Here is a 21,588-nt window from a genome sequence, read left to right as displayed (position 1 = left end):
GCCCGGCCCGGCCCGGCTGGCCCCGGCCCGGCCCCCGCCCAAGCGGCGACGTCGCGCGAACTGCGCAGTTCGGCCCAGGGCAGGCGCGATTCGTGCGACTTCGCGCGGGCAGGGCCGCCCCTACGGCACGAGGATGAGCTTGCCGCGCACGTGCCCGGTCTCGCTCAGCCGGTGTGCCTCGGCCGCTTCGGCGAGCGGCAGCACCTGCGCGATCTCGACCTCGAATCGCCCCGCGGCCAGGAGCAGTGCGACAAGCGGCACCGCGTCGGCCCGAAGGCCGAGCTCTTCGGGCGTCAGCGGGATCGGGCTGCCACCGCTCCAGGCGCGGATGCCGAGCTCCGCCGCCTGCGGACCGAGCACGATCGTGCCGATCCGGGCGGGGTCGCGCGTCAGCTCCTTCGAGACCGCGATGGCCTCGTCCGTGCCGACGAGGTCGAGCGAGGCGTCCACGCCGTCGGGCGCGAGCGCGCGCACCCGCTCGGCGAGCCCTGCTCTGTAGGCGACGGGCTCGGCACCGAGCTCGCGCAGCCGCGCATGATTGGGCTCGCTCGCGGTCGCGATGACCCGGGCACCGACCCGGCGGGCGAGTTGGACGGCGGCCTGCCCGACGGCGCCCGCGCCGGCGTGCACGAGCACCGTCTCGCCTGCGGAGACGTCGAGCGACACGAGCGCCTGATGCGCGGTCCCGGCCGGGATGCCGAGCGCCGCGGCCTGCTCGAAGGAGACGCCGGCGGGCTTCGGTGTGAGAAGCGCGACGGGCACGACCACCTCGCTCGCGTACGTCCGCGCGCCCCAGGCGACGATGACCTCGTCGCCCGGCTGCCACCCCGCCACGTCTGCGCCGACGGCGCTGATCACGCCGGAGGCATCCGCCCCGGGTCGGCGGGGCGAGGTGATCGGTCCGCTCGGCCGGAACGCGCGACGCACCTTGGCGTCGATCGGGTTCACGCCGATCGCACGCACCGCGACGACCACCTCGCCGGGGCCCGCCGGGGCCGCTGGGACCTCACGGTACCGCAGCACCTCGGGTCCGCCGAACTCCTCGTACTCGATCGCGAAAGCCATGCGCCCAGCCTAGGCAGGCCGGGCGCACGACGTTCCGCGGATGACGCCGGGCTACCCGGCCGCTACTCCGCGAGGCGCGGGGTGCGCGGCGGCTCGGTGCGGCGGTCGCCGGTCGCCTCGAACGCCGCGGCGAGCGCGAGCAGGGCCGTGTCGTCGTAGGCGCGGCCGGCGATGGTGAGGCCGACCGGCATGCCGATGTCGGCCATGGTGCCCATGGGCACCGTCACCGTGGGGATGCCGAGGTGGCGCGGCACGAGGTTGCCGTTCGCGACCCAGACGCCGTTGCGCCAGCCGAGGTCGGCCGAAGCCTCGTTCACGTCCATGTCGGCGGGGCCGACGTCGGCGACCGCGGGGAAGGCGACGGCGTCGAGGCCGAGGTCGTCCATCCACTGCTCGAGGTCGATGCGGCGGGTCTCCTCGAGCCCGCGGACGCCCGCCTCGAGCTCGGGGATGTCGGTGAATGCGCCGTAGGGGTGCGCCGCGACCTGGGCCGGGTAGTCGGCGATGTCGTCCTCGAAGCCGTCGACGCGGTCGGGCAGCGCCCCGTCGGGGTGCGGGAAGATGCGCGCCCCGTCGACCCCGACGAGGGTGCGCAGCGCCGGGTCGCCGTTGGCTTGCAGGAAGTCCTCCCACGCCCACGCCGAGAGGTCGACGATCTCGCGCTTCAGGAACTCCTCGCTGACCAGGCCACGGGTCTTCACGGTCGGAGCGCCCGGTCGGTCGCCCTCGTAGTTGGACACGACGGGGAAGTCGACGAGCACGACCTCGGCGCCGGCCGCCTCGAGGTCGCGGCGGGCGGCCTCCCAGAGCTCGATGATCGAGGGACGGGTCTCGATGCGCTGCCCCGTCGGGCCGCCGATGCCGCCGTCGGGGTTCGTGCCGGCCTCGGGGTCGGCGTTCACGTACATGCGCGGCACGCCGATGCGCTTGCCAGCGAGCCCGGCCCGAGCGGCCGCCGCGTCGGTCGGCAGGAGCGCGGGGTAGGACGCGGGGCGCACCTCCGAAGCCGCCGGCAGCGGCACCCAGGGCTGCGCGCGCCAGAAATCGCCGCGGGTCTCGGGGTCGTCGGCGACGATCACGTCGAGCAGTTCGAAGAGATCGGCCATGGTGCGGGTGTGCGGCACGACCACGTCCATCGTCGGCACGAGCGGCCAGTTGCCGCGCACCGAGATCACCCCTCGTGACGGCGTGTAGGCGCAGAGCGCGTTGTTCGTCGCGGGGCCGCGGCCGCTCGACCAGGTCTCCTCGCCGAGACCGAACGCCCCGAAGGAGGCCGCGGTCGCCGTGCCGGAGCCGTTCGACGAGCCCGAGCCGAACGCCGCCGTCAGGAAGTCCGCGTTGTACGGGCTCTCGGCGCGCCCGTAGACGCCGCGCTGCATGCCGCCGTTCGCCATCGGCGGCATGTTCGTGAGGCCGATCAGCACGGCTCCCGCCTCGCGCAGCCGCTGGATCGTGAACGCGTCGCGCTGCGCCACGAGGTGCTCGAAGGCGGGGCTGCCCGCGGCGGCGGTGAGCCCCTCGGCGAGGTAGCTGTCTTTCGCGGTGTACGGGATGCCGTCGAGCGGCCCGCGCGTCTCGCCGCGGGCGCGGCGGGCGTCGGAGGCTTCGGCATCGGCCCGCGCGTGCGGGTTCATCACGACCATGGCGTTCAGTTCGGTCGGGGTGCCCGGCTCGTCGTAGGCGGCGATGCGGGCGAGGTAGGCGTCGAGGAGCTCCACCGCGGTGGTCTCGCCGGACTCGAGCGCGGCGCGGAGGCGGGCGATCGGCGCCTCGACGACATCGAAGCGGCTCATCGGGCGGCCACCGTCGGCTGCTGCTGGGTGATGCAGTGGATGCCGCCGCCACGGGCGAAGATCGGCCGGGAGTCGACGGTGACGGCGCGGCGGCCGGGGTAGGCGGCCTCGAGGATCTCGCGGGCCCGGGCGTCGGCCTGCTCCTCGCCGAAGCCGCAGGCGATGATGCCGTCGTTCACGACGAGGTGGTTCACGTAGCTGTAGTCGACGAAGCCCTCTTCGTCGCGCAGCGTCTCCGGCGCCGGGATGTCGACGACCTCGAAGCTGCGGCCCGAGGCATCCGTCGCCTGCTCGAGCACCGCGCGGATCTCGCGCGAGACCTCGAAGTCGGGATGCTCGGGGTTCTGCTGCGCGTGCAGCAGGACGGTGCCCGGGGCGGTGATCGTCGCGACGATGTCGACGTGGCCGTTCGTGCCGAACTCGTCGTAGTCGCGGGTGAGCCCGCGGGGAAGCCAGACGACCTTCGTCGCGCCGATCGTGCGGGCGAGCTCGGCCTCGACGCGCGCCCGGTCGGCGAAGGGGTTGCGGCGCGGGTCGAGCTGCACGGTCTCGGTGACGAGCACGGTGCCCTCGCCGTCGACGTGGATGCCGCCGCCCTCGTTCACGAGCACGGAGCTCACGAGCTCTGCGCCGGTGTGTGCCGCCGCGAACCGGGCGATCTCGGCCGACTTCTGCCACTCGGCCCACTCGGGCGCGCCCCAGCCGTTGAAGATCCAGTCGACGGCGCCGAGCACGCCCGGGCGCTCGTCGTCGACGACGAAGGTGGGGCCGAAGTCGCGCATCCAGAACTCGTCGAGCGGCGCCTCGAGGAGCTCGATCTCGGAGCTCAGCATGCGGCGCGCCCGGGCGATCTCGCTCGGGTCGACGACCATGGTGACCGGCTCGAACTCGGCGACGGCGTGCGCGACGGCCGTCCAGGCGTCGTACCCGGTCTGCTGGAAGGCCTCGCCCTCGCCGAGGGTGATGCCTTCTCGGGGGAACGCCATCCAGGTGCGGTCGTGCGGTGCGGTCTCTGAGGGCATGCGCCAGCTCATCGGGGAGCCTCCACTTCGAGGTCGGGATGCCGCGGCATCCGTCTTGGTTCGCAGATTCTATTGACCAAATGGTCAATATCTTTGCCGAGGCTACCTAGAATGGAGGATCATGTCAACGCCGAGCCGTCCGCGCGCCCCCAGGATGTCCCCTGCCGAGCGGGCGCTCTCCATCGCGAACGCCGCCCGCGCGCTCGCGCTGGAAGCGGGGCTCGCCGCGGTCACCCTGCGCGCCGTCGCGGCCCGCGCCGGCGTCGCCCCGGCGCTCGTCGCGCACTACGTGCCGAGCATGGACGTGCTCATCGCCCGCACCTTCGCCTCGGTCGTCTCGGCCGAGGTCGTCGAGATCGAGACGCTGCTCGAAGCCCTGCCGGGTCCGCGCGAGCAGCTGGGCGTGCTCGTGCGCACGATCCTCGACGGCAGCCGCGACGACGTCACCCTCGTCTGGGTCGAGGCGTGGGCCCTCGGTCGACGCAACGAGACGCTCGCGACCGAGGTGCGGGCGCAGATGGATGCCTGGCAAGCAGTGATCCAGAGCGTCATCGAGGCCGGGGTCGCGGCCGGCGAGTTCGAGACCGAGGACCCGGCGGCGGTCGCCTGGCAGTTGCTCGGCATGGTCGACGGGCTGAACGCGCAGGCGCTCGTCCGCTGGGGCGACCTCACCGACCGCGGCTCGCTCATCAGCCACGCCGTCGAGGGGATGCTCGGGCTGCCGCGGGGTGCGCTCGACCTGCGGGCGTAGCCGGGGGCGGGGCGGGCGCGGCCGCGGATGCGGATGCCGATGCGCCGGCGCATGCCGCCGGCACCGCGTCCCCGCGTCTCTCGCGCTGCCGACGCGCACCGCCCGCGCCACTTCCGCCGCATTGCGCCAGCACGGGTGGCGCAACGACGTCCAAGTGGCGCACGCGCGCCCCACGAGGCATCCGGCCGCCGCCCGGGCCGCCCGGGCCGCCCGGACCGCGCGCCGCTCAGTCGGGGTGGGCCTCGAGCCACTCCCGGCCGAGTTTCGGCGGCGCCATCAGCAGCCAGGCCTCCTCGACGAGCTCCTCGAGCCGCCGGTCGGAGATGCGGTCGAGCCGGGCGAGGATCGCCGACCAGCCGTCGAAGTGATGGATCGTGAAGAACACCGCCGGATCCTCCTCGACGAGGGCGAGCTTCACCGCTTCGTCCTCGACCCGCGCGCCCATGATCGGGCCCGGCTGCTCGTCGAGCCCGAGCTCGGCCAGGTCGGTCGTGCGCAACGGGCGCTCCCAGACGAAGCCCTTGCCGTGCACCCGCCAGTGCGCGGCCCCCCAGCTCGTGCCCTCGCTCGTGTCGGGCAGGGCGAGGGCGAGACGGCGGAGCTGCTCCCAGTCGGCCATGGCGCACACCCTACGCCGATGCCGTGTCGGACGCACCGGCTAGCGTGGAGGCATCCCGAACGAAGGAGCCCGATGTACCTGCTGAACGGCTCCGTGGTGACGAGCGCGAGCGACCTCAAGAAGGCGAGCGACTGCGAGTTCGCCTTCCTGCGCGAGCTCGACCAGAAGCTCGGCCGCGAGGCGCTGTTCGCCCCGCTCGACGATCCCATGCTGCGCCGCGCCGGCGAGCTGGGCGACGCGCACGAGCTCCGCGTGCTCGAGCGGTACCGGGCCGAGTTCGGCGACGGCGTCGTCGAGATCGAACGCCCCGACGTGCGCGACCTCGAGCAGGTCGCCGCCGCCGTCGCCGCCACGAACGCCGCCTTCGCCTCGGGCGCGCCCGTCGTGTTCCAGGCGACCTTCGCCGAGCCCGACTTCATCGGCTTCGCCGACTTCATCGTGCGCCAGGCCGACGGCAGCTATCGCGTGCAGGACTCCAAGCTCGCCCGGCACGCCCGAGTCACCGCACTGCTCCAGCTCGGGGCGTACGCCGAGCAACTGTCCCGGCTCGGGGTTCCGCTCGACGACACCGTCGAGCTGCTGCTCGGCGACGGCTCGGTGAGTGCGCACTCCCTCGCCGACATCCTGCCCGTGTACCGTGCGCGGCTCGCCCGCCTGCGCCGCATCGTCGCCGAGCGCGAGGCCGACACCGGCCCGGTCGCCTGGGGCGATCCGCGCTACACGCACGACGGGCGCTGCCCCACCTGCGAGCTCGAGGTGCAGGCCAACCGCGACGTGCTCATGGTGGGCGGCCTGCGCACCAGCCAACGCGAGCCGTTCGCGGCCGCGGGCATCACGACGATCGACGGGCTCGCCGCGTCGTCCGGGCCCGTCCCGCACGTGGCCGAGGCCACCCTCGAGAACCTGCGTGCCCAGGCGCGGCTGCAGCTGCGCGCCGAGTCCGAGACGAGGGCCGCCGAGGCATCCGGAGCGTGGCGCGAGGGCGACCCGCCGCTCGCCCCGCCGGTCCAGCTCCGCGAGGCCCGCGCGATCGCCGCCATCCCCGAACCGAGCCCCGGCGACCTGTTCTTCGACTTCGAGGGCGACCCCCTCTACACCGAGGGCGACGGCACGAAGTGGAACCTCGACTACCTCTGGGGCATGGTCGACGCCGACGAGCAGTACACGGCGTTCTGGGCGCACTCCTTCGCCGAAGAGCGCGAAGCGCTCATCCGGTTCCTCGAGCTCGTGAAGCTGCGCCGACAGGTGCACCCCGAGCTGCACATCTTCCACTACGCGAGCTACGAGCGCACCCACCTGACCGCCATCGCCGCACGGCACGGGGTGGGCGAAGCCGAGGTCGACCAGCTGCTCGCCGACGGGGTGCTCGTCGACCTCTACCCGATCGTGAAGCGCGCGGTGCGGGTGGGCAGCCGCTCCTACTCGATCAAGAAGCTCGAGCCGCTCTACATGGGCGCCGAGCTGCGCGAGGCCGACGTCAAGTCGGGTGCCGACTCCATCACCGAGTACGTGCGGGCGAGCGAGCTGCAGGCGGCAGCCCAGGTCGATGGCGACGCGGATGCCGCGGCCGAGGCATCCCGCATCCTCGCCGATCTCGCCGACTACAACCGCTACGACTGCGTCTCGACGCTGCGCCTCCGCGACTGGCTGCTCGAGCAGGGCCGAGTGGCCGGCGTCGGCCCGGTGCCGGGCGCGCTGCTCGCCGACCGGGCGCCGGGCCGCATCTACGAGGCCTCGCCGCTCGCGCTCCGCCTGCGCGCCATGGTGCACGAGCGCGAGGCGGCGCGGCCGGTGATCGACGGCCTCCGCCGCGACGCCGAAACCGAGGCGCTCGCGCTCGCCTCCGCCGCCATCGACTACCACGCCCGCGAGGCCAAGAGCTTCTGGTGGTCGCACTACCTGCGCTGCGACCAGCCCGTCGAGAGCTGGGAGGAGCACCGCGACGTGCTCGTCGTCGATCCGGCGCGCTCGCGCGCGCTCGGCAACTGGTACGAAGAGCCCAGGTGGCAGAGCGCCCGGCGCGAGCTGCTGCTCGACGGGCACATCGCACCGGGCTCGCGCTTCAGTCCTGGGGCCGAGGTGTTCCTCCTCTACGATTGGCCGGCGCCCTTCGACGCGCAGTCGGCGCGGCCCGGGCAGCGCGCCTGGTCGAACGCCGTGATCGTCGAGGCGGGCGACGCCGGCGTCCGCGTGGAGGAGCGCGGGCAGCCCGGACGCACCTGGCGCGACCTCCCCGTCGCGATCGCCCCCGGTGCCCCGCCGCGCGCCGATGCGCTGCGCGACGCCATCGCCGAGTGGGCGGCAGCGATCCCGACGCTCGATCCCGAGCTGCCTCGCAACCCGGCGATGGACGTGCTGCGCCGGCGCCCGCCGCGCACCGCCGGTTCGCTCGCACGGGTGGGTGCCGAGCACGACTACGTGAGCGCGGTCGTCGATTCGGTGCGGCGCCTCGAACACTCCTACCTCGCCGTGCAGGGTCCGCCCGGCACCGGCAAGACCTATCTCGCGGCGCACGCCATCGCGGCCCTCGTGCGCGAGCACGGCTGGCGCATCGGCGTCGTCGCGCAGTCGCACACCGTCGTCGAGCACCTGCTCGAGGCGATCGTCGGCGCGGGGCTCGACGCCGGGCTCGTCGGCAAGGCCGTGAAAGATCCTGACGACGTCGGCCAGCGCGCCTTCACCGCGTTCGCCCGCAAAGACGAACTCACCGCCTTCATCTCCGAGCGGCCCGACGGACACGTCATCGGCGGCACCGCCTGGGACTTCTGCAACGTGCGGCGGGTGCCGCGCGCCTCGCTCGACCTGCTCGTCATCGACGAGGCGGGGCAGTTCTCACTGGCCTCGACCATCGCGGTCTCCGTGGCCGCGCGCAACCTCCTGCTGCTCGGCGACCCGCAGCAGCTCCCGCAGGTGAGCCAGGCCCTGCATCCGGAGCCGGTGGATGCCTCGGCCCTCGGCTGGGTCGCCGACGGCCACGACGTGCTGCCGGCCGAGTTCGGCTACTTCCTCGCCGAGAGCCGTCGCATGCATCCGGCGGTCGCGGCGCCGGTGTCCCGGCTGTCCTACGAGGGCGAGCTGCAGTCCCACCCCGTCGCCGCGAGCCGTTCGCTCGACGGAGTCACCCCCGGTCTCACACCGATTCCGATCGAGCACGAGGGCAACTCGACTCACTCACCCGAAGAGGCGCGGGCGGTCGTCGAGCTCGCCCGATCGCTGCTCGGTCGTGAATGGACCGACGCCGACGACTCGCCGGCCGGGCCCGTGCGGGCGGCACCGCGTGCGCTCGAGCCCGCCGACCTCATCGTCGTCACCCCGTACAACGCGCAGCTCAGCACCGTACGCGACGCGCTCGACGCGGCCGGGCTGCACGAGGTGCCGGTCGGCACGGTGGACAAGTTCCAGGGGCAGGAGGCGGTGATCGCGATCGTCTCGCTCGCGGCGTCGTCGGCGCGCTCCGCCCCGCGAGGGCTCGAGTTCCTGCTGCTGAAGAACCGGTTGAACGTCGCGACCTCTAGAGCGAAATGGGCGGCGTACCTCGTCTATTCGCCGGGCCTGCTCGACGGCCTCCCGCACCGGGCCGAGGGGGTCGCTCAGCTCAGCGGCTTCCTGCGCCTCGTCGGCCGGGCATAGTCACCCAGCTGCACCCATCGCACCCCGGCGGCCGGCACAGCCGCCCGGAGCGCGGTCACCGACCCCCGGTGAGCTTCGCCACCGCGGCGTCGATGCGGCGCTGCCGGGTCTCCGCGGTCTTCGCCTGCTCGATCGCTGTGACGTGCGCCTTTTTGTGGCTCGGCGCGAGGGCTTCGAACGCGGCGACCGCTCCGGGAGCGGCCTCGAGCGCGGCCTGGAGGTCCGCCGGTACCGACACGGTGCGCGGCGCGGTGTCGAGCTCCACCTCGACCTCGATGGTGTCGCCTCCGCCGATACCGGTCTCCGCCCGCTTGTCCGAGCTGAACGGGATGAGCGAGCGCCCGCCCATCACCCCGACCGTGCTGCGGTACTCGTAGCCGTTCACCCGCACGTGCACCGGCGGTCGCTTACCGCCGCCGAGCGCCTCGATCACCTCGGGCGGCACCTCGATGCCGGTGTTGTTCCCCAGCTGGGACATCGTCGTCTCGAATCGCATGCCCCAAGTCTGAGCGTCCGGCCGCGTTCGGGAATACCCCAGCCAGGTAATGCGTACAGTAACGATGTGACTGCTACTGCTGCGAACCCCGAACGGATCACCATGTACGGCGCCGCCTGGTGCGGCGACTGCCGTCGCTCCAAGGCGCTCCTCGACCGCCGTGGCGTCGACTACGAGTACGTCGACCTCGAGGTGCACGTCGAGGCCGCCGAGACGGCGAAGTCGATCTCCGGCCGCACCAACATCCCGGTCGTCGTGTTCCCCGACGGCACCCACTTCACCGAGCCGACCGACGCCGAGCTCGGCGCGAAGCTCGACGCCGTCGGCGCGTAACGGCCTCACCGCGCCGAAGGGGTCGCTTCGCGACATCCGCACGGGACGTCCGCGTTCGCGCGGTCGGAATCCGACCCTTTCGCCGGGCGCCCAGCGCAGCGCGCGGGCGGGCGGGCGCCCAGCGCAGCGGGCGGGCGCTCAGCGCGCGGGCGGGCGCCCAGCGCAGCGCGCGGGCGCTCAGCGCAGCGCGGGGATGACCTCACGCTCGAAGAGCTCGAGCCCGCTGCGGTCATAGGCCGCCTCCGGGAAGTAGTGGATCGCGTAGCCGAGGCCGCGCTCGCGCATGTCCCGGAGCCGCTCCACGACGGCGTCGACCGTGCCGACGGCGATCGCGGCGTCCGCCCGGAAGTCGGCGATGAACTTCGCCGCCGCGGCCTCGCCCGCGGAGCCGACCAGCCGCGCGTGCACGGCGTCGAGGCGGCGCTCGACGTCGGCCTCGTCGACCCCGATCACGGTGTTGAAGTTCGCCGAGCGGGTGATCTCGTCGAAGGGGCGGCCGAGCCGCTCGCAGTGCCCGCGCAGCACCTCGCTCTTGTGGCTGAACTCCTCCGGGCTGCCGTAGAAGTTCGTCGCGCTCGCGTACTTGGCCGCGATGCGGAGCGTCACCTTCTCGCCGCCGCCGGCGATCCACATGGGGAGGCCGCCGTCCTGCAACGGCTGCGGCTGCACGATCGCGCCGTCGACCTGGTAGTGCTCGCCGTGGAACGTGGCGCTGCCGGTCGTCCACGCCTGGTGCATGATCTCGACGCCCTCACGGAGCCGCGCCAGCCGCTCGGGGACCTCGGGGAAGCCGTAGCCGTACGCCCGCCACTCGTGCTCGTACCAGCCGGCGCCGATGCCCATCTCGACCCGCCCGCCGGAGACGACGTCGACCGTCGCCGCGACCTTCGCCAGGTACGCCGGGTTGCGGTAGCTCATGCAGGTGCACATCTGGCCCAGCCGCACGCGCGAGGTCGATGCGGCGAACGCCGCCATCAGCGACCAGGCCTCGTGCGTCGCCTCGTGCTCGGACGGCACCGGCACGGTGTGGAAGTGGTCGTACACCCAGATCGACTCCCACGGCGAGCCCTCACGGTCGGCGAACTCGGCGAGTGAGCGCATCACCGCCCACTGCTCGCGGGGGTCGATGCCGACGAGGTCGTGACGCCAGCCCTGGGGGACGAACATTCCGAAGCGCATGGTCACGATCGTATCCGCGGCGCCGGACTACGCGAGTGCGGTCTGAGGCACGTGCACGAACTGCACACCGCCCGCCGCGACGGCCGCCGCGATGGTCGGCGCGACGTCCTCCAGGCGCCCGACCTTCTGCGCGCTAGCCCCGAACGCGGCGGCCAGTGCGGCCCAGTCGGGCTGCACGAGGTCGACACCGATCGGACGGATGCCTCGGTCGATCTCGTTCTGCTTGATCTCGGCGTACCCGCCGTTGTCGACGCAGATAACCGTGAGGTCGAGCCGCTGCTCGATCGCCGTGACGAGCTCGTTGACGCAGAACATGAGCGCCCCGTCGCCGATCACGGTGACCACCGGCCGATCGGTCTGCGCGACGCGGGCGCCGATCGCGGCGGGCAGGCCGTACCCGAGCGTCGCGTACGTCGGCGTGTAGAGCAGCGAGTGCGGACGCGACTGGCGCAGCACGTTGGCCAGGGCGAGGTAGACGATCTGCGAGGAGTCTCCGGCGACGATCGCATCATCGGGCAGCGCGCCCGCGATCCGCTCGGCCAGCTCGACCGTCCCGGGGAGGATCCCGTGCACCTCCGCCGCGATCGCGGCGCGGCGCGCGTCGAGCTCCGGCCAGGTGCGCGGCGCGGCATCCGCCCCCAGCGCCCCCTCGGCCTCGAGCGCCCCCTCGGCGTCGAGCGCATCGAGCAGGCCGGCGACCACGGCGGCGGTGTCGCCGACGATGCCGACGGTCGCCTCCAGGTTCTTGTGCAGCTGCGCCGCGGAGATGTCGACGCGGACCACCGTTCCGCCGGCCTCGAGCCCGGGCACCCACAGCTCGGCTTCGCCGAGCTTGGAGCCGAGCACGATGAGCACGTCCGCGGTCTCGGCCACCTCGCGCGCGGACGCGATGCGCAGGTTCGAGCCGAGGGAGAGCGGATGGGTCTCGTCGAGCACGCCCTTGCCGTTCAGCGTCGTCACGACGGGGGCGCCGAGCCGCTCCGCGAGCGCAGTCACTTCCGCCGCGGCGCCGGTCGATCCGCCGCCCGCGACGATGACGGGCGAGGTCGCCCGGGCGATGAGCGCGGCGGCCGTCGCGACGGCTTCGGCGTCGCCCCGTTCCGGCGCGGGGGCCGGGCGGGCGGCCCGGGCGGCGGCCGGAACCCCGGCCGCCCCCTCGAGGACGTCGAGCGGGATCTCGATGTGCACGGGCCGGGGACGCCCGGTGCGGAACAGCGCGAACGCGTCGTGCACGGCATCCACCGCTTCCGCGGCGCTCGTGACGCGCCGCGACCACTCGGCGATCGCCGCGACCATCGCGGTCGCGTCCTTCGTCTCGTGCAGGGTGCCGACATCGCGGAACTCGGCGCCGAGGGCGACCCCGGGTGAGAGCACGATGAGCGGCCGCGACTCGCAGAACGCCGTGCCGATGGCGCTCATCGCGTTCTGCAGCCCGGGCCCGGAGGTCGTGATGACCACGCCCGGCAGTCCGGTCTGATGCGCCCAGCCGTCGGCACCGTAGCCGGCGCCCTGCTCGTGCCGGTTGGTCACGGCCCGCATGTCGAGCTCGGCCAGGGGACGGTAGAGCTCGAGGTTGTGGGTGCCGGGGATGCCGAAGACGGCGGTGACGCCGTAGGCGCGGATGGTCTCGAGGACGGCTCGCCCGGCGGTGTCGGCGTACTGCTCCTCGTTCACGGCTTCCATCCTTCCGGTGCTGCGGCACGGTGCCGGCGCTCCCCGCCCACCCAGGTCTCGAGCACCGGGATCTCGGCGATCCGCTCGGCCTCGAACGTGAGCGGATCGCCGCCGAGGACGGCGAAGTCGGCGTACTTGCCCACCTCGAGCGAGCCGAGGTCGTCCTCGCGGCCGAGCGACACGGCGGCCTCGAAGGTGTGCGCGCGGAGGGCGGCTGCGGCCGAGATGCGCAGCCCGTCGGCGCCGAGCCGGTGGCCACGACGGGTGACCCGGGTGACGGCGGTCTGGATCGCTTCGAGCGGGATGGGTTCCGCGACGGGTGCGTCGGAGGAGATCGTCATCGGCACGCCCGCGGCCTCGAACTCGCCGAGCGGGTTGAACCGCTCGCCAGGAGTGCCGATCGCCGCCTCCACGCCCTCGCCCCAGTTGTAGTAGTGCTGCGGCTGGTTGACGGGTCGGATGCCGGAAGCGGCCATCCGCCCGATCTGCTCGGCCGTCGGCAGGCCGCAGTGCTCGATGCGGTGGCGGGCGTCGGCGTCGGGGCGCTCGGCGAGCGCGGCCTCGATCGCCGAGACGACCATCTCGATCGCGGTCGGCGACTGCGCATGCGTCGCGGTCTGCAGCCCGGCGGCGTGCGCCTTCCGGATGAGCTCGGCGTAGTCGGCGGGCTCGTGGTACAGCTGTCCGGTGCGGCAGGGGTCGCCGACATAGCCGTCGGGGAAGTACGCCGTCCAGCCGCCGAGCGTGCCGTCCGCGTAGAACTTGATGCCCGCGAAGCTCAGGTGCGCGTTGCCGAACTGCCCGACGAGCCCCATCTCGAGGGCGTCGTCGAGCAGGTGCGAGAGCAGGTACATCGAGACCCGCAGCTCGAGCCGGCCCGCCTCGGCGAGACGCAGGTACATGTCGAACTCGCGCCGCGAGACCTGGGCGTCCCCGATCGTGGTGACGCCGCCGGCGAGGAAGTGCCGGGTGGCGAGGTCGAGCTGGCGCAGGTGCTCCTCGGGCTCGTCGGCGAGGTGGAAGTTCGGGCCGTGGTGGCCGATCTTCACGCCGTGGACGCCGGTGAGGATGTTGCACGCGGCGTCGGAGAGCTCACCGGTGAGCTCGCCGTCGGCGTCGCGGAAGAACTCGCCGCCGTCGGGGTTCGGGGTGTCGCGGTCGACGCCGTTGCGTTCGAAGGTGAACGAGTTGACGACCCCGCCGTGGCCGGAGGCGTTCATCAGGTACACCTCCCGGTCGGTGGCGACCTCGTCGAGCTCGAATCGGGTGGGATGGCGCTGCTCGGCGAGGTTGCGGTGCTCGTAGCCGTAGCCGCGCACCGGCCGGCCGGCGGGGAGCCGCTCGGCGGCGGCCTTCAGCAGCGCGACGATCTCGGGGATGCTGCCCGCCTCCGTCGGCCCGCAGTCGACCCAGGTCATCATCTGCCCGTACATCAGCGGATGCGCGTGCGCGTCGATGAATCCGGGCACGACGACCGCGTCGCCGAGGTCGATCCGCTCCGGGGTGAGGCCCGCACGCTCCGCGGCGGCCTCGCACTCGGCGGCCGTGCCGACCGCGAGGATCCGGCCACGGTCGGTGAGCATCGCGGTCGCGGTGGTGCCCGCGTCGTCGACGAGGTGGATGGTCCGCGCCGCGACGAGACGCGGGGCGGTCTGGCTCGGCCGGTCGAATGCGGTCAGTTTCCTCATGGCAGCGGCGTCTCCTTGGTGTCGAGGCGGGGCGTGAACGAGGCGGTGACAGGGGCCTCGTCCGAGTGCTGTGGGGCGAACCTCGTGCAGATCCCGGCGAGCACGGCCATGCCGACGAACATCGCGATGACCGACCAGATGCTGCCCGTCCAGGCGATGAGCTGCGTGGCGAACCACGGCGAGAAGCCGGCCCAGATCGCCGCGCCGACGCCGTAGGAGAGGGCGATGGAGGTGTACCGCGCCTGCGGGCGGAACATCTGCGCGAGGATCGCGGCGATGGGCGCGTAGGTGGCGCTCATGGCGATGCGGACGAGCGAGGCGAGGAGGAAGATGAGCGGTTCGACCTTGCCCGGCATCGCGAGCATGAACGGGATGAACGTCGCCACGGAGGCGACGAGGCCGAGGTACATGATGTTCTTCCGCCCCCACTTGTCGCCGAGCCAGGCGACCGGCAGCGTGACGACGAACTCGACGAAGGAGGCGATCGTCATGGCGTCGAGGATGACCTGCTCGCTGAGCCCGATCGGGGCGCCCGTCGCGTAGGCGGTGGCGAAGGTGGTGGCGAGGTAGTAGCCGCCGGTCGAGATCGGCAGGAGGCCGATGCCGAGGAGGATCGGCAGCCAGTTCGTGCGGAGCGCGAAGGCGAGCGGCATGGACTGCTTGCGGCCCTCGACCTTCTGCTCGAACACGGGCGACTCCTCGACCCGGTAGCGCACCCAGAATCCGACCCCGACGAGCACGATGGAGAGGAGGAAGGGGATGCGCCATCCGCCGTTCAGGATGAAGTCGTCGCCGGCGCGGGCCATGATGGCGAAGATGCCGGAGGCGAGGAGTGCGCCGGCCGGGTTGCCGAGCTGGGTGAAGCCGCCATAGAAGGTCTTCGACTTCTCGGGCGCGTGCTCGACGCTCATGAGCACCGCGCCGCCCCACTCGCCGCCGACGGCGAGTCCCTGCATGGCGCGCAGGAGGATCAGCAGCACGGGCGCGAGGAAGCCGATGTTGTCGTACGTGGGCAGGCAGCCGACGAGGACGGTCGAGACGCCCATGAGCAGCAGGGTGATGACGAGCGAGGTCCGCCGGCCGAGCTTGTCGCCGATGTGGCCGAAGATGATGCCGCCGAGGGGGCGTACGAGGAACGCGACGGCGAAGGTGGCGAAGGCCGCGGCGGTCTCGGCCAGGGGGTCGCCGCTCGGGAAGAACAGGGGGCCGAAGACGAGCGCGGCCGCGGTCGCGTAGACGTAGAAGTCGTACCACTCGATCGTGGTGCCGACGAACGCGGCGATGCCCGCGCGGCGGGCTCTGCTGTGCGTGGTGGTCATGGCCGCTCCTTCGCGGATGATTCAGGGGACAGCGATGGATGCTACGAGCCCCAGTCGTCGCCAGCAAGCACAGAACTCCAGCAGGACGCCTGACCCACTGGAGTTTTGCTCGCAACTCGAAGCGGAATCGTTCTGATCGTCGGCTGATCGGGCAACTACACTGCTGTTGTGCACGTGATCACTCGCGATCAGCGGAATCTCGGACGGGCGGCGTAGCGCCATGGACTTCGACGCCGAGCTCATCCGCGCCCTCCAGGAGGACGGCCGCTCGAGCATCCACGCGCTCGCCGGCCGCCTCGGCCAATCGCGCGCGGCGGTGTCCGCTCGGCTGCGCGCGATGCTGTCCGACGGCACCGTCCGCGTCGTCGCCGCGGTCGATCCCGTCTTCCTCGGCCAGCACGTGCTCGCCCACGTGTCGATCCGCACGGACGGCGACGTCGAGCGCGTCGCCGAACAGCTGCGAGGCCTCGCCGAGACCGTTCTCGTCTCCGCCGTGGGCGGGGTCTACGACCTCGTCACCGAGGTCCGGCTCTCCTCCATGGCGGCGCTGCACCGCCTGCTCGCCCGCATCCGTGCGATGCCGAACGTCGTCGAGATCAACACGCTCATCTACTCGAAGGTCATCCGCGGCTTCTTCGTCTCCGAGTACCACGGCGGCATCACGATCGACGCCATCGACACCGCCCTCATCGAGCAGTTGCAGCGTGACGGCAGGGCGAGCTTCCGCGCACTCGGCGAAGCGGTGCGGCTCTCGCCGTCCGCGGTCGCGACCCGGGTGCAACGGCTCGTCGACGGCGGCGTGATCAAGGTGAGCGCGGTCGAGGCGCGCGGCCTCGCCCACCGGCAGCTCTCCATGGGCGTCGGCCTGAATCTCGCCGGCGCCGACGACGCCCTCCTCACCGCGCTGCAGGGCTGGCGCGGCGTCGACTTCGCCGCGAAGACTCTCGGCCGCTTCGACGCCATCATGACGCTCGTCGAGCCTTCGCCGGGCGCCCTCTTCGCGAGCCTCGAACGCATCCGCGCCGTGCCCGGCGTCGTGCACACCGAGTCGTGGCTGCACCTGGCCGTGCTGAAGGAGCACTACGCGCGGACGCTCCGCACGCCCGTCGCCGGCGCCGGTACGGGCGCCACCCGACCCTGAGACCGATTCAGCGCTCACCCTGAGGCCGCGCCATCCCGTCCGGGGTTACCGTCTGCGGCATGACCCGGTTCAACTCCCCCGTGCTGTTCTGCGACTACCGCGCGGCCCGCTTCCGGGCGACGGCCGTGCGCTCCTGCGGATCCCGCCTGATCCGCATCGCCGGCTCGGGGCTCTGCCCGAGCCCCGGCTGGACCCTGGAGCTCGTCCCGGTCAACGGCGGCGTCGTGCCCCACCCGGGCTCGCTGTGGCTCGCGGTGCGCGAGACCCCGCCCGACGACGCGGTCCTCCGCGCCGACACCGTCACCTGGGTGGAGGCGATCATCGAGGACTCCGCCGCCACCGAGATCGTGATCCAACTGCCCGGGCGGGAACCCCTCACCGTGGCCGTCGCCGAGCCTGCACCCGACCAGGCGGCCGCGGGCGAGCTGATCCGGGGCTGAGGCCGGGCGGGAACGGAACGGCGGGATGCCTCGTCCGAGGCATCCCGCCGTTCCGCGCGTTCGCGCGCCGCGCCCGCGCCGACTCAGGCGAGGGCGAAGCGCAGCTCCGCCATCGCCGGAGGCGACCAGACGCCGCCGTCGAGTTCGCTGGCCCGCACGGTGACGACCTTGCCGCCCTTCGCCACGACGAGGAGGGCGAGCTGCGGCAGCAGGTCGCCCGCCGGCGTGCCGTCGGCGAGCGCGTCGCCGTCGCCGTGCTCGACGGCGAACTCGATCGCACCCGACTCCCGGTCGAGCGTGCCGTTCACGGAGCTCGTGAAGTCGAACCAGAACGTCTCGACCGCACCGTCGGCGGCCTCTCGGCCGATCGCCGCGAGGTCGCGCTCGACGCGCCCGGCGCTGCCCTCGGCGAGCGCCCGCAGCGACCGTTCGGCCTCGCGCACGTTCAGCCGTCCCAGTTCCCGGCGGAGGATCTCGTCGAGCTCCGCCGCGCCGAGCCGATCGGGCGAGCCGGGCACGGCGACGACGCGGCGCGAGTTCCTGGTGTTCTGCAGGAAGAGGCTGAGCAGCGGCTCGGCCGCGAACACGAACACCGGCACCCGCTCCTCGGGGTCGCGCTCCAGCAGCTCGCGACGGGCGACCTCGATGACGCGCTTCGCGTACTGGTCGAGGAGGGTCTTGCGCCCCTCGTCGCCGAGCAGTCGGCTGGCTCCGCCGAACTGGCTCGCCGTGCCTCGGTTCGAGCCGCGCGGCTTGTCCTCGCCGGGCTCACGGTTGGTGGCCTCGTCGAGGTTCGCGGTGCCCTGCTGGTCGATCGGCAGCTTCACGGCGCGGTCGGTCGGGGTCGCGTGCCAGAGCGCCCACTCGCTCGCCGAGATGGTGATGGCGTAGGCCTCCTGATCTTGGCTCGGGGCGCGCAGCAGCTGGCCGAGTGTGAAGTGGGAGCCGACGTGCACGGCATCGTCCAGCCGGTTCGGCAGCACGAACACCTCGCTCACCTCGGGCGAGACGAACAGCGCGAGCGAGCGGGCGAGTCCGCCCCAGAGCTGCTGGTCGCCGAGGATCCGGTCTCGCTCGGCTCGGATCGCGTCGAGTTCGGCCGCATCGGCGCCCGCACCCTTCAGGTGCTCGAGCGCCTCGTCGAAGCCGCTCTTCACCGCCACCTCGGCCCGCTCGCGCTCGCTCACCACTGGCGAGGTCGACGCGTAGATGGTGACCGCCGGGTGATGGGCCCCCGCCAAGACCGTGAAGTCCGCGGCCGTGGGCAGTTCGTAGTGGACCGTCATTCGTACCCCCTCGAGGATCGAGAGCGACGGCGATGTCGCTCCCTCCCCACCATATGAAGGCGCACCGCCGCGCAACACCCCCAGCTGCGGCATCCGGATGGCATGTTCAGGATGACCCGCTGGAATAGCCGTCGCCGCTCCCGGCGTTGGCAGGAGTGATGACCACGACGCCGAAGCTCTCCGTTCTCGACCTCATTCCCGTCCGCGACGGCCAGACGAGCGCGGAGGCGGTGCGCGCCTCGATGGCGCTCGCACGCCTCGCCGACCGCGCGGGCTACGAGCGCTACTGGTTCGCCGAGCACCACAACATGCCCTCGGTGGCGTCGACGACGCCGCCCGTGCTGATCGCGGCGGCCGCGGCGGGCACCGAGCGGATCCGGGTGGGATCGGGCGGCGTGATGCTGCCGAACCACGCCCCCCTCGTCGTCGCGGAGCAGTTCGCCGCCCTCGAGGCGCTCGCCCCGGGGCGGATCGACCTCGGCATCGGTCGCGCGCCCGGCAGCGACCCGGTGATCACGCAGCTGCTGCGCATCTCCGGGCCGACGGCCGACGTCGACCGCTTCCCGGACCACATCGCGGACATCCTCGCGCTGCTCTCCCCCGACGGCGCGACGCTGCGGCTGACGAGCGGCCGCGAGTACGCGATCCAGGCGACGCCCGCCGCGACCGAGGTGCCGACGCTGTGGCTGCTCGGCTCGAGCGACTATTCGGCGAAGCTCGCCGCCGAGCTCGGGCTGCCCTACGTGTTCGCGAACCACTTCTCGGGCGAGGGGCTCGAGCGGGCGCTCGAGCTGTACCGCAGCGGGTACCAGCCGAGCGAGGCGCATCCGGAGCCGGTGACGTTCCTCACGGCGAACGTCGTCGTCGCCCCGACCGCCGAGGAGGCTGCCGAGCGGGCGCTGCCGCAACTGCGGGCGATGGCGAGGCTCCGGCTGAACCGGCCGATGCGGCCGCTCGAGACCGTCGACCAGGCGCTCGCGGCACCCCGCGACTCCGATGCGGAGCAGCTCATTCAGGCGATGCGGCACCGCTGGATCATCGGTGACGCGGATGCCGCGGCCGCCGAGCTGCGCACCCTCGCCACCAGGCACGGGGTCGAGGAGATCATGGTCTCGCCCGTGGCGGGCGCCCGCGCCGACGAGCCGAGCGACACCGCCCCGGGCCGGGAGCAGTCGCTGACCCTGCTCGCGGAGGCGCTCGCGGCGTAGCCCGGCTCAGGCGCCGGGCAGCCTCAGCTCCACCTCGAGGCCGCCGCCGCCGCGCGCGGCGAGCACGAGTTCCGCGCCGTGGCGTTCGGCGATGGCCGCCACGATCGAGAGCCCGAGGCCGCGCCCCTGCTGGCCCCCGGTCGCGACCCGTCCCGGCCCGCGGAAGAAGGGCTCGGTGAGCGCGGCGACGGCGTCCTCCGGGACGACGGGACCGGTGTTGCCGACCCGCAGCCGCGCGGCCCGGGTATCCGCCGCCGGAGCATCCGTCGCCGGGGCATCCGCCGGGCCCACCGCGACGACGACCTCGCCGCCCGCCCGGTTGTGGCGGATCGCGTTCTGCACGAGGTTGAGGACGAGCTGACGCAGGAGCGGCGCCGAGGCGGCGACCGTCGCCGGGGCGAGCTCGCGGCGCACGCGGATGCCGGCCTCCGCCGCCTCCGGGGCGAGCTCGACGAGCACCTCCGCCACGAGCCGGTCGAGCCGCACCGGGGCCGTCTCGACCGGGCCGCCGCGTTCGAGTTGGGAGAGGTCGAGCAGTGCCTCGACGGCGGCGATGCTCCGCTCGTTCACGAGTCGGAGCCGTTCGAGCATCGCCCGCTCCGAGGCGGCCGGGTGGGCACCGATCGCGACGTCGAGCATCGTCCGGGTGGTCGCGAGCGGGGTCTGCAGCTCGTGCGAGGCGTTCGCCGCGAAGCGCCGGTGCGCGTGGAACGCCCCCTCCAGCTCGCCCAGCATCTCGTCGAAGGTGTCCGCGAGATCGGTGACCTCGTCACGGGGTCCGGTGAGCGCCAGCCGGTGGTCGAACCGGCCGCGCGCGGCCCGGCGGGCGGCGACCCCGATGTCGTGCAGGGGCTGCAGCACCCGCCCGGCGAGGGCCCAGCCGGCCCAGCTCCCGACCGCGGCGAGCAGCGCGAGCATGCCGGCGGCGACCCAGAGGTACAGCTGCTGCAGGTCGTCACGCGAGGCGACCACGATGCCGGGCGTCGCCGCGGTCGCGGCGAAGCCGGCGTCGTAGTCCACCTCGGAGCGCAGCCACTCGGGCTGCGCCGGCACGAGCGTCGTCATCGCCGTCGTCGAAGCGTCGAGGAGGGTGACCGACGCCGAGGAGAACGCGTAACTCGGCAGCACGCCGAGGGCGAAGTAGATGAAGCCGAGCAGGAGCGCGCTCGATCCGACGAGGAGGCCGGAGTAGGTGAGCGCGAGCCGCGCACGGATGGTGAGCCGGAACGGCCGCACCTCAGCCACGCGGCTCGGCCCCCGACGGCTCGGCCCCCGACGGCTCCCCGATCACGTAGCCGACGCCGGGCACCGTGCGGATGGCCCAGGGCTCGCCGAGCTTCCGGCGGAGCGTGCTGATCGTCACCTTCACGGAGTTGGTGAAGGGGTTGGCGTGCTCGTCCCAGGCCTTCTCCAGCAGGTACTCGGCGCTGCGCACCGTGCCGGGCTCGCGCAGCAGCACCTCCAGCACCGCGAACTCCTTGCGGGACAGCCGCACGACCCGCGGCCCGCGGAACACCTCGTGCCGCACCGGGTCGAGCCGCACGTCGCCGGCGCAGAGCACCGGTGGCCGCGCCTCGAAGCTCCGGCGGGTGAGGGCGCGGAGCCGCGCGACGAGCTCGGGGAATTCGAACGGCTTCAGCAGGTAGTCGTCGGCGCCGAGGGCGAGCCCGTCGACGCGTTCCTCCAGCCGGCGGGCGGCGGTGAGCATGAGGATGGCGGGCCGGTGCGTCCGCCCGGCGAGCTCGGCGCACACCTCGTCGCCGTGCAGCACGGGCAGGTCGCGGTCGAGCACGACGGCGTCGTAGTCGTTCACGTCGATCGCGGCGAGCGCCGCCTCGCCGTCGCCGGCGAGGTCCGCGGCGATGGCGTGCTGCGCCAGTCCCGCCCGGATCGCCTCGGCGAGCATCGCCTCGTCTTCGGCCACCAGTACGCGCATCGATCATC

The 21,588-nt window shown here is 73.0% G+C and carries 18 protein-coding genes; 6 read left to right on the top strand and 12 right to left on the bottom strand.

The window, feature by feature from the left end:
• Positions 1–120 precede the first annotated feature (120 nt).
• The 3 genes from M3147_RS11775 to M3147_RS11765 all read right to left on the bottom strand — a co-directional run bounded on the left by M3147_RS11775 (position 121) and on the right by M3147_RS11765 (position 3,892).
• Positions 121–1,065 (bottom strand): quinone oxidoreductase family protein, encoded by a 945-nt coding sequence (locus M3147_RS11775; protein WP_251203664.1) that lies wholly within the window; start codon positions 1,063–1,065, stop codon positions 121–123.
• 62 nt (positions 1,066–1,127) lie between these two features.
• Entirely contained in the window at positions 1,128–2,858 is a 1,731-nt protein-coding gene (locus tag M3147_RS11770) for an amidase (RefSeq protein ID WP_251203663.1), read from the bottom strand.
• Positions 2,855–3,892, bottom strand: coding sequence for an agmatine deiminase family protein (locus M3147_RS11765; protein ID WP_251203662.1), 1,038 nt, complete (start codon positions 3,890–3,892; stop codon positions 2,855–2,857). Before M3147_RS11765 ends, M3147_RS11770 begins: the two co-directional genes overlap by 4 nt.
• Positions 3,893–4,001: 109 nt before the next feature.
• On the opposite strand from M3147_RS11765, the gene M3147_RS11760 reads away from it, so the two are divergent.
• Positions 4,002–4,631 carry a TetR family transcriptional regulator C-terminal domain-containing protein gene (locus tag M3147_RS11760; protein WP_251203661.1) on the top strand — a complete coding sequence of 210 codons (630 nt, stop codon included), beginning with the start codon at positions 4,002–4,004 and terminating at the stop codon, positions 4,629–4,631.
• Positions 4,632–4,857: 226 nt separating this feature from the next.
• Here the strand turns inward: M3147_RS11760 and M3147_RS11755 are convergent, their stop codons facing one another.
• A complete protein-coding gene (locus M3147_RS11755; protein WP_251203660.1) occupies positions 4,858–5,250 on the bottom strand; it encodes an MmcQ/YjbR family DNA-binding protein in 393 nt (130 codons plus the stop codon).
• A 72-nt stretch (positions 5,251–5,322) separates the two neighbouring features.
• On the opposite strand from M3147_RS11755, the gene M3147_RS11750 reads away from it, so the two are divergent.
• A complete protein-coding gene (locus M3147_RS11750; RefSeq protein ID WP_251203659.1) occupies positions 5,323–8,880 on the top strand; it encodes a TM0106 family RecB-like putative nuclease in 3,558 nt (1,185 codons plus the stop codon).
• A 55-nt stretch (positions 8,881–8,935) separates the two neighbouring features.
• Here M3147_RS11750 and M3147_RS11745 read toward each other — a convergent pair whose 3' ends face one another.
• Complete coding sequence (locus M3147_RS11745; protein WP_251203658.1) at positions 8,936–9,376, bottom strand: YdeI/OmpD-associated family protein; 441 nt, start codon at positions 9,374–9,376, stop codon at positions 8,936–8,938.
• A 66-nt stretch (positions 9,377–9,442) separates the two neighbouring features.
• Between M3147_RS11745 and M3147_RS11740 the strand changes: the two genes are divergently transcribed.
• Positions 9,443–9,709 (top strand): glutaredoxin family protein, encoded by a 267-nt coding sequence (locus M3147_RS11740; protein WP_251203657.1) that lies wholly within the window; start codon positions 9,443–9,445, stop codon positions 9,707–9,709.
• Positions 9,710–9,886: 177 nt separating this feature from the next.
• On the opposite strand, the gene M3147_RS11735 is transcribed toward M3147_RS11740, so the two are convergent.
• From M3147_RS11735 to M3147_RS11720, 4 genes are read right to left on the bottom strand one after another with little or no spacing between them, the layout of a single operon-like run.
• Positions 9,887–10,888: an LLM class F420-dependent oxidoreductase gene (locus M3147_RS11735; protein ID WP_251203866.1), complete on the bottom strand. Its 1,002-nt coding sequence runs from the start codon at positions 10,886–10,888 to the stop codon at positions 9,887–9,889.
• 27 nt (positions 10,889–10,915) lie between these two features.
• On the bottom strand, positions 10,916–12,571 hold the full coding sequence (locus M3147_RS11730) for a thiamine pyrophosphate-binding protein (protein ID WP_439954198.1): 1,656 nt from the start codon (positions 12,569–12,571) through the stop codon (positions 10,916–10,918).
• Positions 12,559–14,250 carry an amidohydrolase gene (locus M3147_RS11725; RefSeq protein ID WP_251203655.1) on the bottom strand — a complete coding sequence of 564 codons (1,692 nt, stop codon included), beginning with the start codon at positions 14,248–14,250 and terminating at the stop codon, positions 12,559–12,561. Before M3147_RS11725 ends, M3147_RS11730 begins: the two co-directional genes overlap by 13 nt.
• Positions 14,247–15,569: an MFS transporter gene (locus M3147_RS11720; protein ID WP_251203654.1), complete on the bottom strand. Its 1,323-nt coding sequence runs from the start codon at positions 15,567–15,569 to the stop codon at positions 14,247–14,249. Before M3147_RS11720 ends, M3147_RS11725 begins: the two co-directional genes overlap by 4 nt.
• Positions 15,570–15,789: 220 nt before the next feature.
• Between M3147_RS11720 and M3147_RS11715 the strand changes: the two genes are divergently transcribed.
• Together M3147_RS11715 and M3147_RS11710 are read left to right on the top strand one after the other, a co-directional pair.
• Complete coding sequence (locus M3147_RS11715) at positions 15,790–16,710, top strand: Lrp/AsnC family transcriptional regulator (protein WP_251203653.1); 921 nt, start codon at positions 15,790–15,792, stop codon at positions 16,708–16,710.
• A gap of 59 nt (positions 16,711–16,769) precedes the next feature.
• On the top strand, positions 16,770–17,150 hold the full coding sequence (locus M3147_RS11710) for a hypothetical protein (RefSeq protein ID WP_251203652.1): 381 nt from the start codon (positions 16,770–16,772) through the stop codon (positions 17,148–17,150).
• An 83-nt stretch (positions 17,151–17,233) separates the two neighbouring features.
• Here the strand turns inward: M3147_RS11710 and M3147_RS11705 are convergent, their stop codons facing one another.
• The gene (locus M3147_RS11705) at positions 17,234–18,436 is read right to left on the bottom strand and encodes a baeRF11 domain-containing protein (RefSeq protein WP_251203651.1); all 1,203 of its coding nucleotides are present in this window, start codon (positions 18,434–18,436) and stop codon (positions 17,234–17,236) included.
• Positions 18,437–18,594: 158 nt separating this feature from the next.
• On the opposite strand from M3147_RS11705, the gene M3147_RS11700 reads away from it, so the two are divergent.
• Positions 18,595–19,644 (top strand): LLM class flavin-dependent oxidoreductase, encoded by a 1,050-nt coding sequence (locus M3147_RS11700; protein ID WP_251203650.1) that lies wholly within the window; start codon positions 18,595–18,597, stop codon positions 19,642–19,644.
• A 6-nt stretch (positions 19,645–19,650) separates the two neighbouring features.
• Here the strand turns inward: M3147_RS11700 and M3147_RS11695 are convergent, their stop codons facing one another.
• Positions 19,651–20,889, bottom strand: a complete 1,239-nt coding sequence (locus tag M3147_RS11695; protein ID WP_251203649.1) for a sensor histidine kinase — start codon at positions 20,887–20,889, stop codon at positions 19,651–19,653.
• Positions 20,882–21,580, bottom strand: a complete 699-nt coding sequence (locus M3147_RS11690; RefSeq protein ID WP_251203648.1) for a response regulator transcription factor — start codon at positions 21,578–21,580, stop codon at positions 20,882–20,884. Before M3147_RS11690 ends, M3147_RS11695 begins: the two co-directional genes overlap by 8 nt.
• Positions 21,581–21,588 lie beyond the last annotated feature (8 nt).

This window comes from Agromyces mediolanus, assembly GCF_023715325.1.
In the GTDB taxonomy this organism is placed as follows: domain Bacteria; phylum Actinomycetota; class Actinomycetes; order Actinomycetales; family Microbacteriaceae; genus Agromyces; species Agromyces mediolanus_A.
Note: the sequence above shows the minus strand (reverse complement) of the source record. Positions and strands in the feature narration are given on the sequence as shown.

What these genes read in the sequence shown, in the direction of transcription:
- M3147_RS11735 (WP_251203866.1), bottom strand. Translation starts at nt 10,888, where the DNA reads ATGCGCTTCGGAATGTTCGTCCCCCAGGGCTGGCGTCACGACCTCGTC.
- M3147_RS11705 (WP_251203651.1), bottom strand. Translation starts at nt 18,436, where the DNA reads ATGACGGTCCACTACGAACTGCCCACGGCCGCGGACTTCACGGTCTTG.
- M3147_RS11765 (WP_251203662.1), bottom strand. Translation starts at nt 3,892, where the DNA reads ATGAGCTGGCGCATGCCCTCAGAGACCGCACCGCACGACCGCACCTGG.
- M3147_RS11700 (WP_251203650.1), top strand. Translation starts at nt 18,595, where the DNA reads ATGACCACGACGCCGAAGCTCTCCGTTCTCGACCTCATTCCCGTCCGC.
- M3147_RS11775 (WP_251203664.1), bottom strand. Translation starts at nt 1,065, where the DNA reads ATGGCTTTCGCGATCGAGTACGAGGAGTTCGGCGGACCCGAGGTGCTG.
- M3147_RS11720 (WP_251203654.1), bottom strand. Translation starts at nt 15,569, where the DNA reads ATGACCACCACGCACAGCAGAGCCCGCCGCGCGGGCATCGCCGCGTTC.
- M3147_RS11725 (WP_251203655.1), bottom strand. Translation starts at nt 14,250, where the DNA reads ATGAGGAAACTGACCGCATTCGACCGGCCGAGCCAGACCGCCCCGCGT.
- M3147_RS11690 (WP_251203648.1), bottom strand. Translation starts at nt 21,580, where the DNA reads ATGCGCGTACTGGTGGCCGAAGACGAGGCGATGCTCGCCGAGGCGATC.
- M3147_RS11710 (WP_251203652.1), top strand. Translation starts at nt 16,770, where the DNA reads ATGACCCGGTTCAACTCCCCCGTGCTGTTCTGCGACTACCGCGCGGCC.
- M3147_RS11770 (WP_251203663.1), bottom strand. Translation starts at nt 2,858, where the DNA reads ATGAGCCGCTTCGATGTCGTCGAGGCGCCGATCGCCCGCCTCCGCGCC.
- M3147_RS11760 (WP_251203661.1), top strand. Translation starts at nt 4,002, where the DNA reads ATGTCAACGCCGAGCCGTCCGCGCGCCCCCAGGATGTCCCCTGCCGAG.
- M3147_RS11745 (WP_251203658.1), bottom strand. Translation starts at nt 9,376, where the DNA reads ATGCGATTCGAGACGACGATGTCCCAGCTGGGGAACAACACCGGCATC.
- M3147_RS11730 (WP_439954198.1), bottom strand. Translation starts at nt 12,571, where the DNA reads ATGGAAGCCGTGAACGAGGAGCAGTACGCCGACACCGCCGGGCGAGCC.
- M3147_RS11715 (WP_251203653.1), top strand. Translation starts at nt 15,790, where the DNA reads ATGGACTTCGACGCCGAGCTCATCCGCGCCCTCCAGGAGGACGGCCGC.
- M3147_RS11755 (WP_251203660.1), bottom strand. Translation starts at nt 5,250, where the DNA reads ATGGCCGACTGGGAGCAGCTCCGCCGTCTCGCCCTCGCCCTGCCCGAC.
- M3147_RS11750 (WP_251203659.1), top strand. Translation starts at nt 5,323, where the DNA reads ATGTACCTGCTGAACGGCTCCGTGGTGACGAGCGCGAGCGACCTCAAG.